This window comes from Amycolatopsis sp. NPDC102389, assembly GCF_044765885.1.
Classification (GTDB): Bacteria; Actinomycetota; Actinomycetes; order Mycobacteriales; family Pseudonocardiaceae; genus Amycolatopsis.
Genome location: NZ_JBIWKX010000024.1, coordinates 100,929 through 110,311 on the forward strand (window position 1 = coordinate 100,929; position 9,383 = coordinate 110,311).

Below are 9,383 nucleotides of genomic sequence, written 5' to 3' on the forward strand. Positions count from 1 at the left end.
GGTGACCCCGCTTCCAGGGTCCGACATGAGAGGACACGATGGAACGCGCCTTCTGGTTCAGTGGCTCCGGTGACGGTGAGCTCAGGCCGGTCACGCTCCCTCCGGTCGGCGACGGCGAAGTACTGGTCCGCACCCTGTACACGGGCGTGAGCCGCGGCACCGAGACGCTCGTCTTCCGCGGCGAGGTCCCACCGAGTCAACGTGTGGCCATGCGCGCGCCGTTCCAGGAAGGCGACTTCCCTGGTCCCGTGAAGTACGGATACCTCAACGTCGGCGTGGTCGAACGTGGTCCGGATGACCTGGCCGGACAGGTCGTGTTCTGCCTCTATCCACACCAGACGCGCTATGTCGTCCCGGCGTCGGCCGTCACGCCGGTGCCGCGCGAGGTGCCGCCGGAACGCGCGATCCTCGCGGGGACGATCGAGACCGCGGTCAACGCAGTCTGGGACGCGTCGCCGAAACTCGGCGACCGGATCGCCGTGGTCGGTGCCGGGATGGTCGGGAGCAGTGTCGCGAAACTCCTGGCCGGTTTCCCCGCGACCAGGGTCCAGCTGATCGACGTCGACCCGGAGCGCGCGAAGATCGCCGAAGCGCTCGGTGTCGACTTCTCGACACCGGAGGACGCGCTGGGCGACTGCGACCTCGTCGTGCACGCCAGCGCCAGCGAAGCCGGGCTCGCCCGGGCGCTGGAGCTGCTCGCGCCGGAGGGCGAGGTCATCGAGCTGAGCTGGTACGGCGACCGGAGGATCAGCGTCCCGCTCGGCGAGAACTTCCATTCACGACGGCTGGCGATCCGCAGCAGCCAGGTCGGCATGGTCTCGTCGTCCCGTCGCCTGAACCGGGGCTACGCCGACCGCTTGGCGCTCGCTTTGCGTCTTCTCGCCGATCCGGGCTTTGAAGTGCTGGTCAGCGGGGAATGTCAGTTCCGTGAACTACCGGACGTCGTGGGGCGTCTGGCCGCGAATGAACCAGGAACGCTCTGCCTCCGTGTCACCTATCAGATGGAGGACACGCGTTAAGGGTTCGACCCGGGAGGTCCGTTGTTCAGTATCACCGTCCGCGACCACGTCATGGTTGCCCACAGCTTCCGCGGCGAGGTCTTCGGTCCCGCGCAGGCACTGCACGGCGCGACCTTCCTGGTGGACGCGACGTTCCGCCGGTCCGAACTGGACGCCGACAACATCGTCGTCGACATCGGCAAGGCGACCGAAGAGCTCAAAGCGGTGCTCGCCGACCTGAACTACCGCAACCTCGACGACGTGCCCGAGTTCGCCGGGATCAACACCTCGACCGAGTTCCTCGCCAAGGTCATCGCCGACAGGCTCGCCGGCCGCGTCCACGCGGGAGCGCTCGGTGAGGGCGCGCGCGGGCTCGAAGGGCTCACCGTCTCGCTCCACGAATCCCACGTCGCGTGGGCGAGCTACGAGCGTGCGCTGTGAGCGACCTCCACGTCGTCCTTCCCGGCGACATCGACGACTCGAGCGCGCCCAGCGGCGGCAACGTCTACGACCGCCGCTTGTGCGACGGCCTCGCCGACGAGGGGGTGGCGGTCCACGAGATCCCCGTGCGCGGGAACTGGCCGCGGCCCGACACCGAAACGCGCAAGGTGCTGGCGCGCAAGCTGGCCGGACTGCCCGACGGTGCCGCGGTCCTGCTCGACGGGCTGGTCGCCTGCGGGGTGCCCGAGGTGATCGGGCCCGCGGCGCGGCGGCTGTCGATCGCGGTGCTGGTGCATCTGCCGCTGGCCGACGAAACGGGGCTTTCGCCTTCGCTCGCCGCCGAACTGGACCGGCTGGAGGCCGAGACGCTCGGCGCGGTCGACGCCGTGGTCGCGACCAGCGACTGGGCGGCGCGACGGCTGATCGAGCACCACGGCCTCGACCCGCACCGCGTGCACGCGGTGCCACCCGGGGCCGACAAGGCCGAAGTCGCTTCCGGGAGCCTGGGCGGGACGCGGCTGATCTGCGTCGCCAACGTGACGCCGCGCAAGGGCCAGGGCCTGCTCGCGGACGCGTTGAAATCGCTCAAGGATCTCCCGTGGAGCTGTGAGTGCGTCGGCGCCATCCGCCGCGAGACCCGCTACGTCGAACGTCTGCGGCGGCACTCCCTCGGCGACCGTTTCAGCCTGACCGGACCCCGGTCCGGCGAAGCGCTCGAAGCGACCTACGCGGGCGCAGACCTTCTCGTGTTGCCTTCGCGTGCGGAGACCTACGGCATGGTCGTCACCGAGGCGCTCGCGCACGGCATCCCCGTGCTCACGACCGCCGTCGACGCCCTGCCGGACACGCTCGGCCGGGCGCCCGACGGCAGTGTGCCCGGGATGCTCGTCCCCGGTGAGGACGTCAACGCGCTGGCCGCGGCCCTCCGTCGCTGGCTCACCGAACCCGACCTGCGTGACCGCCTTCGCGCCTCCGCGCGCCTTCGCCGCGAGACGCTAACCGGCTGGGACGCGACCGCCCGCGGCGTCGCCGCAGTACTGCTGAGCGAACGGACGGCGGCGGCATGACCAGGTACGCGCCCAGCTGGCTCCAGCTGCGTGAAGACGCCGACGCCGCCGCTCGCGCGACCGAGCTGATCGAGCCGGTGCGGGCGTTCCTGCGCGGACCGGACGAGGTCGTCATCCGGGATCTCGGCTGCGGCACCGGTTCGCTCGGCCGCTGGCTGGCCAGGCGGCTGCCCGGCCGCCAGCGCTGGATCCTGCACGACCGCGATCCCGAACTGCTCACCCACGCGCTGGCCCGCACCAGCCGTCCGGAGCACGCGTTGGACGGAAGCGAGGTCACCGTCGTCACCGAACAGCGTGACATCACCGGGTTGCGGGCGGAGGACCTCGCCGGGACCTCGCTCGTCGCGGCGTCGGCGCTGCTCGACCTGCTCACCGCCGAGGAGATGTCCCGGCTGGCGGAGGCCTGCGTCGAAGCCCGCTGCGCGGTCTTGTTCACCTTGAGCGTTTCGGGCCGGGTCGTGTTGTCGCCCAAGGACAAGTTCGACATCGAGATCTCCGACGCCTTCAACGCGCACCAGCGCCGGGTGACCGACGGCCGGTGGCTGCTCGGCCCGGACGCGGTGGACGTCGCTTTCGGCGTGTTCGAACGCCTCGGCGCCACCGTGCGGCGCGCGCCGAGCCCATGGCGGCTCGGGGCCGATCAGGCCGCGCTGACCGCGGAATGGCTCAGCGGCTGGGTCGTCGCCGCGTGTGAGCAGCGGCCGGAACTCGCCCAGGACGGCGACGCCTACCTGCGGTGGCGGCTCGCGCAATGCGCGGCGGGCGAGCTGAACGCGGTGATCCAGCACGAAGATCTCCTGGTGGTGCCGGCGTGAAGCGGTTCTGGCCCTGGCTTCGGATCCTCGGCGCGCTCGCCATCCTCGGGGTGCTGGTCTGGCAGCTCGGCACCGGCGCGTTCCTGGACGGGCTGCGCGAGGTCGACGCGGGCGGGATCGCCGCCGCGCTCGGAATCGGTTTCGCCACCACGGTTTTCAGCGCCTGGCGCTGGTGCCTGGTCGCGCGAAGGCTCAGTCTGCGGTTGTCGCTGCCGAGCGCCGTCGGCGAGTACTACCGCGCGTTGTTCCTCAACGGTGTCCTGCCGGCGGGCGTCCTCGGCGACGTCAACCGCGCCGTGCAGCACGGCCGCGAATCCGGCGACGTCCCGCGCGGCGTCCGCGCGGTGGTGCTGGAGCGCACAGCCGGGCAGATCGTGGTGATCGGCGCTTCGGTCGCCGTCGTGATCGGCGCGCCTTCCGTGGTGCCGCCGCCGATCGATCGCGTGGTGACGGTCGCCGGGATCGTGGTGGTCGTGCTCGCGTTCGCGGCCGTCGTCACCGGGATGACGGCGGGCAGGCGGTGGATCCACAGTGGATCGAAATGGCGCCGCGGATTCGCCGTCTCCCTCGCCGACGTCCGGCTCGGCCTGCTGACCAAGGAAACCTGGCCCGGGGTAGGCCTGCTTTCGGTCGCCACTCTGGCCGGGCACCTCGCCCTGTTCGTCGTCGCCGCGCGCGCGGCGGGCGTCACCGCGCCGGTCGGCGACCTGCTGCCGCTGATGATCCTCGCCCTGCTCGCGATGGGCCTGCCGCTGAACATCGGCGGATGGGGCCCGCGCGAAGGCGTTTGCGCGCTGCTCTTCGGCGCCGCGGGCCTCGGTTCGGCGCAGGGCGTCACCGTGGCCGTCGTCTACGGCGTGCTCGCGCTCGTCTCCAGCCTTCCCGGTGCGGGCGTCCTGCTCGCGCGTTCTGTCAAGAGTCACCGAACAGACAGGAGAAGCCCGATGACCGTCGAGAGGGTCGTGGAGACCAGACTGCCCACCCGGTACGGCGTCTTCCGCGCGTATGGGTACCTGGACGCCGACGGCACCGAACAGATGGCGCTGGTGCACGGCGACGTCGCGACCTCCGGCACGCTGGCGCGGGTCCATTCGGAATGCCTCACCGGCGACGTGTTCAGCTCGATGCACTGCGAATGCGGCGACCAGCTCGCCGCCGCGCTGCGGGCGATCGTCGACGAGGGAGCCGGAGTCCTCGTGTACGCCCAGGGGCACGAAGGCCGCGGAATCGGCCTGCTCGCGAAGCTGAAAGCGATGCGGCTGCAGGACGAAGGGCTCGACACCGTCGAGGCGAACATCGCGCTGGGGCTGCCGGTGGACGCGCGCGACTACCGCGCCGCGGCGGAGATCCTGAACGATCTCGGCGTGCGGTCGGTGCGGCTGCTGTCCAACAACCCGGCGAAGGTCGACCAGCTGGAACGGCACGGCGTGCGGATCAGCGAGCGGGTGCCGCTGCTGGTCACGCCGAACGACGAGAATCTGCGGTACCTGCGGACCAAACAGGAACGGATGCACCATTTCCTGCCGCATCTGGACCTGATCGAGTCAGCCGAGAGCGGCCAAGGTGTCCCCGAAGCTCTCCACCAGTGACTCCAGCACCAGCCGTCCCTTTTCCGCCGTCGCCAGCGAAGGCCGCCCGACCACACCGGATTCCGAATAGGGCCGCAGACCCACCGTCAGCAGGTGCCGCCTGTCGTCGGCGAGGTGGTCCGCCTCCGTGAAACCGGGCCGGACCAGCGAAGGATGCGCGTGCAGCAGAAGGGAGGTCTCCAGCTCGCCGGCGTGCATGTCGCTGTCCAGCGAGGTTTCCAGCCCGGCCGCGTCATGTGCCGCCTGCCAGCCCTCGACACCGGGGAAGAGGGCCATCGGCGACGTCGATTCCTGCACGACGTTCGACAGGACGTAGTTGCCGCCGTGCGCGTTCACCAGCACCAGTTTCGGGACGCCGGAACGGCGCAGCGAGGCGGCGACGTCGTTCACCACGGCGTACAGCGTGGCGGCGGAGATGCTGACCGTGCCCGCCCAGTCCGCGTGTTCGTGCGAGCAGCCGATCGTGATCGGCGGGAGCCGCAGCACCGGATACGCCGCGGCGAGGGCGTCGGCGATCGTCGTCGCGATCACCGCGTCGGTGGCGAGCGGGAGGTGCGCGCCGTGCTGTTCGAAACTGCCGACGGGCAGCACCGCGACCTCGGCGCCGCGGGCGCGCTCGTCGGCCGTCGTGGCCGTCGGGAACAGGTTCACCGGGCTACGGTACCCATATGACCGACCACGCCGCATTGTTGTCCGTGGCCCGCGAGGCCGTCGCCAAGGCCACCGGGATCATCCGCTCGATGACGTCGTTTTCCGTTGCCGCCAAAGGTGATCGCGATATGGTGACCGACGTCGACCTCGCCGTGGAGGACGCCGTCCGCGAATTCCTGGCGCGTGAGACACCGGAGATCGGCATCCTCGGCGAAGAGCGCGGGCACGAGGGCGACAAGGACCTCTGGTGGGCGCTCGACCCGGTCGACGGCACGGCGAACTTCGCGCGCGGAATTCCGCTGTGCGGTGTCTCGCTCGGGCTCGTCGACGGTCTGAAGAGCACGGTCGCGGCGATCTCCCTGCCGTTCCTCGACGTCACCTACACCGCCGCGGAGGGGCAGGGCGCGTACGTGGGCGAAGATCGTCTCGAAGCGTCGAAAGCGACGGAGCTGTCCGACGCGATCGTGAGTATCGGCGACTTCGCGGTCGGCGAGGGCGCGGAGGTCATGAACCGCGTCCGGATCGCGTTGCTGGACGAACTCGGCGGCCGCGTGCAGCGGATCCGTTTCCTCGGCTCCGCCGCGATCGACCTGGCCTGGGTCGCGGACGGCAAACTCGACGCGAGCGTGATACTGGCCAACGCGCCGTGGGACACGATGGCGGGTGTCCTGCTGGTGCGCGAGGCCGGGGGAGTGGTCGTCGACATCGACGGCGCCGACCACACGGTGGGCTCGGCGGCGACCATCGCGGTCGGGGCCGGGCTGCGGGACGAGATCGTCGCGGCGGTCGGACGCGCGAACGGCTGAAGATTTCTCGCCCCGGATGTGAACCGATCAGGCGCCGTATCCGTGTCTCCTGATAAGGCGCCCGCATCTGGAGGTAACCGTGTTCACCTCGAATGTCCGCGTGACCGAACCGGTCGTCTTCGTCCTGCCGGGGGACATCGAGGACACCAGCGGCGAATACGACCGCCGGATGTGCCAGAACCTGCCGGCCACCGGCCTCCCGTTGCTGGAACTGCCGATCGCCGGGGAATGGCCGATGCCGGGGCCACTGTCCCGGTCGAGACTGGCCCGTTCGCTCGCCGCGCTGCCCGACGACACCGTCGTCCTGATCGACGGCACGGTCGCCTGCGGGGTCCCGGAGATCGTGATCCCGCACGCCCGGCGGCTCCGGCTGGCCGTCCTGGTCCATCGGCCGCTCGCCGACGATCCCGCGCTCGACCCGGCGCAGGCCGCCGAACTCGACGCCTGTGAACGGGAGACCCTGCGGCTGACGGGGATGATCGTCGCCACCGGGCCGTGGCTCGCGCGGCAGCTGATCGACCGGCACGACCTCGATCCGACGCGGGTCTACGTCGCGACCCCCGGCACGGACGCGGCGCCGCTCGCCGCCGGAGCCGACGGCGTCTCCCGGCTGCTGTGTCTCGCGCCCATGACCGCGCGCCACGGCCAGGACGTGCTCATCCGGGCGCTCTCGACGATCGACGAACTGGCGTTCAAATGCGTGTTCGCCGGCGCGACCCACCACGATCCCGTTTACGTCGACGAACTGCGGTGGACGGTCGAGCGGCTCGGGCTCGGCTCCCGGATCAGCCTCATCCAGCCGCCGGACGACCTCGACCTGGTCTACGACGGCGCGGATCTGCTGGTCCTGCCCGCCCGCGGCGGCACTTCGGGGCTGGTCGTCGCCGAGGCGCTGGCGCGCGGGATCCCCGTGGTGGCCACCGAAACCGCGGGCGCGCACGACGCACTGGGCACGGCGCCCGGCGGCGGGGTCCCCGGCCTGCTGGTGCCGCCGAACAACCCGTCGGCGCTCGCGGCGGCGTTGCTGCGCTGGTCGCTCGACGCCGAACTCCGCCATTCCCTGCGGACGTCGGCGCTCGCGCGCAGCAGCGTCCTCGAGGAATGGGACGTCGCCGCGGGCAGGCTCACCGACGTCCTGTCCCGGTTGCAGGCCGCGCCGCGTCAGCCGGCTTGATCATCGCCCGGAAGCAGCTATCGGGCCGGTCACCGGCTCGGTTGACTGGGCGGCATGCGAATCGTCGATCTTGCGTCCCGTCCCGATCTCCTCGATCCCGCGCTGAATCTCGGCGATGTCGGCGGTGAGTTCATCTACGCCGGGTCCAGCGGCAAGATGATCACCCCGGAACGTTTCCTGCGCCACTGGTCCCGGTATTTCCTGATCGCGCTGGACGATGACGGCGAACCGATCGCCCGGGCGCTGTCCGTCCCGTTGACCTATCCGGCCGAAGACCGCCGGGAACTGCCGGCGCACGGCTGGGACGAGGCGATCCAGTGGGCCGCGCAAGATCTGATGGACGGCCGCGCGCCGGACACCCTGTGCGCACTCGAAGTCGTTGTGGCGCCGCGGATGCGCGGGACGGGCCTGTCCACGCCGATGCTCAAGGCACTGAAGGCGCGGGCCGCCGAGACGGGGTTGAAACGGCTGATCGTCTCGGTGCGCCCGATCGGCAAGGAGGACGAACCCGATGCCCCCATGGAGGAATACGCCGTCCGGCGGCGCGAGGACGGGCTGTTCGCCGATCGCTGGCTGCGCACCCACGAACGGCTCGGCGCGCGGATGATCAAGGTGTGCCCGTTCGCGGTGACCATCTCGGGTTCGATCGCGGACTGGAAGGAGTGGAGCGGCGTCAACCTCGTCGACGGCGACAACGTGATCCCCGGCGGGATCGCGCCGGTGCACGCGGACGTCGAGCGGGATCTCGGGGTGTACGTGGAGGCGAACGTGTGGATGGAGCATCCGTTCTGAGCGGCCCAATCCTCGCGATTTCCGCCGGAATCGTCGCACCGGGCGTAGTGTCGCCCGCCGGTGCCGCACAGTGGATCCATGGACATCTCGCGGGTCGGGTTCGCCGGGCTGGGCAGTATGGGCGCGCCGATGGCACGGAATCTGGCGCGGGCCGGGATCCCGTTGCTCGTCTGGAACCGCACACCGGGCAAGGCCGACCAGGTGGCCGACGTCGCCGAGCTCTTCGCACGGTGCGACGTCGTGATCCTGATGCTCAAGGACGCGGCCGCCGTCGACGCCGTGCTCGGCCGCGGCGGGCCCGAGTTCGCCGGGCGGGTGGCGGGGCGCACGATCGTCCACATGGGAACGACGGCACCGGGTCATTCCCGACCGCTGGAGGCGGATCTCGTCGCGGCGGGGGCGAAGTACGTGGAGGCGCCGGTTTCGGGTTCGCGTGTCCCGGCGGAGGCGGGTGAACTGGTCGCGATGCTCGCCGGCGACCCCGGCGCGGTCGAGGAGATCCGGGAGCTGTTCGGGCCGATGTGCCGGGAAACCGTGTACTGCGGGCCTGTCCCCAACGGGCTCCTGATGAAGCTGGCGGTCAACGTGCACTTGACCGCGGTCGTGACTTCGCTGGCCGAGACGGTGCAGTTCGCCAGGGCGCACGGGCTCGAGCTCGGCCTGCTCGCCGACGTCCTCGGTGCGGGGCAGCTCGCCAGCCCGATCCTGCGGGTCAAGGTGCCCAAGCTGATCGAAGAGGACTTCGCGCCGCAGGCCTCGATCGCGAACGTCCTGGCCAACGTCGAGCTGATCGCCGCGGCGGCCGGTGATGCGGGCCTGGAGTTGCCGCTGATCGAGGCGTCCCGCGCCCTGTACGCCGAGACCGAGCGGCTCGGTCTCGGTGAGGAGGACATGGTGGCCGTCGTCAAGGCCCTCGGAGGAGTGAGGTCGTGAGTGGCAAGTGTCGTTCTAACGACATGTCTGAGTTCAGGACATGTCGGACAGTTGATGTTTCAGGACCTCACGGACACTGACCGGCCTGTCGGCGTGGTGACCAGGGCTTGTGTGGTG

10 protein-coding genes are annotated in these 9,383 nt (G+C 70.5%); 9 read left to right on the plus strand and 1 reads right to left on the minus strand.

The window, feature by feature from the left end; genetic code table 11:
* The first annotated feature begins 38 nt into the window (after positions 1 to 38).
* Genes ACIRGA_RS21475 through ribA form a run of 5 tightly spaced genes read left to right on the plus strand, consistent with a single transcriptional unit; the run spans position 39 to position 4,910 of the window.
* Complete coding sequence (locus ACIRGA_RS21475; RefSeq protein ID WP_400943488.1) at positions 39 to 1,019, plus strand: zinc-binding alcohol dehydrogenase; 981 nt, start codon at positions 39 to 41, stop codon at positions 1,017 to 1,019.
* Positions 1,020 to 1,040: 21 nt separating this feature from the next.
* Positions 1,041 to 1,439 carry a 6-pyruvoyl trahydropterin synthase family protein gene (locus ACIRGA_RS21480; protein ID WP_400943491.1) on the plus strand — a complete coding sequence of 133 codons (399 nt, stop codon included), beginning with the start codon at positions 1,041 to 1,043 and terminating at the stop codon, positions 1,437 to 1,439.
* Positions 1,436 to 2,506, plus strand: coding sequence for a glycosyltransferase family 4 protein (locus tag ACIRGA_RS21485; protein WP_400943494.1), 1,071 nt, complete (start codon positions 1,436 to 1,438; stop codon positions 2,504 to 2,506). The genes ACIRGA_RS21480 and ACIRGA_RS21485 overlap by 4 nt, the downstream gene beginning before the upstream one ends.
* Positions 2,503 to 3,321, plus strand: coding sequence for a methyltransferase domain-containing protein (locus ACIRGA_RS21490; protein WP_400943497.1), 819 nt, complete (start codon positions 2,503 to 2,505; stop codon positions 3,319 to 3,321). The genes ACIRGA_RS21485 and ACIRGA_RS21490 overlap by 4 nt, the downstream gene beginning before the upstream one ends.
* On the plus strand, positions 3,318 to 4,910 hold the full coding sequence (ribA, locus tag ACIRGA_RS21495) for a GTP cyclohydrolase II (RefSeq protein ID WP_400943500.1): 1,593 nt from the start codon (positions 3,318 to 3,320) through the stop codon (positions 4,908 to 4,910). The genes ACIRGA_RS21490 and ribA overlap by 4 nt, the downstream gene beginning before the upstream one ends.
* On the opposite strand, the gene ACIRGA_RS21500 is transcribed toward ribA, so the two are convergent.
* A complete protein-coding gene (locus tag ACIRGA_RS21500) occupies positions 4,866 to 5,561 on the minus strand; it encodes a creatininase family protein (protein ID WP_400943503.1) in 696 nt (231 codons plus the stop codon). The genes ribA and ACIRGA_RS21500 overlap by 45 nt on opposite strands.
* Before the next feature lie 17 nt (positions 5,562 to 5,578).
* Here ACIRGA_RS21500 and ACIRGA_RS21505 point away from each other — a divergent pair, with 17 nt between their 5' ends.
* The 4 genes from ACIRGA_RS21505 (at position 5,579) to ACIRGA_RS21520 (ending at position 9,266) form a co-directional block, all read left to right on the plus strand.
* Positions 5,579 to 6,367, plus strand: a complete 789-nt coding sequence (locus tag ACIRGA_RS21505) for an inositol monophosphatase family protein (protein ID WP_400943506.1) — start codon at positions 5,579 to 5,581, stop codon at positions 6,365 to 6,367.
* A 79-nt stretch (positions 6,368 to 6,446) separates the two neighbouring features.
* Entirely contained in the window at positions 6,447 to 7,541 is a 1,095-nt protein-coding gene (locus ACIRGA_RS21510; protein ID WP_400943509.1) for a glycosyltransferase family 4 protein, read from the plus strand.
* A 54-nt stretch (positions 7,542 to 7,595) separates the two neighbouring features.
* On the plus strand, positions 7,596 to 8,333 hold the full coding sequence (locus ACIRGA_RS21515; RefSeq protein WP_400943512.1) for a GNAT family N-acetyltransferase: 738 nt from the start codon (positions 7,596 to 7,598) through the stop codon (positions 8,331 to 8,333).
* A gap of 78 nt (positions 8,334 to 8,411) precedes the next feature.
* Positions 8,412 to 9,266, plus strand: coding sequence for an NAD(P)-dependent oxidoreductase (locus ACIRGA_RS21520; RefSeq protein ID WP_400943515.1), 855 nt, complete (start codon positions 8,412 to 8,414; stop codon positions 9,264 to 9,266).
* Positions 9,267 to 9,383 lie beyond the last annotated feature (117 nt).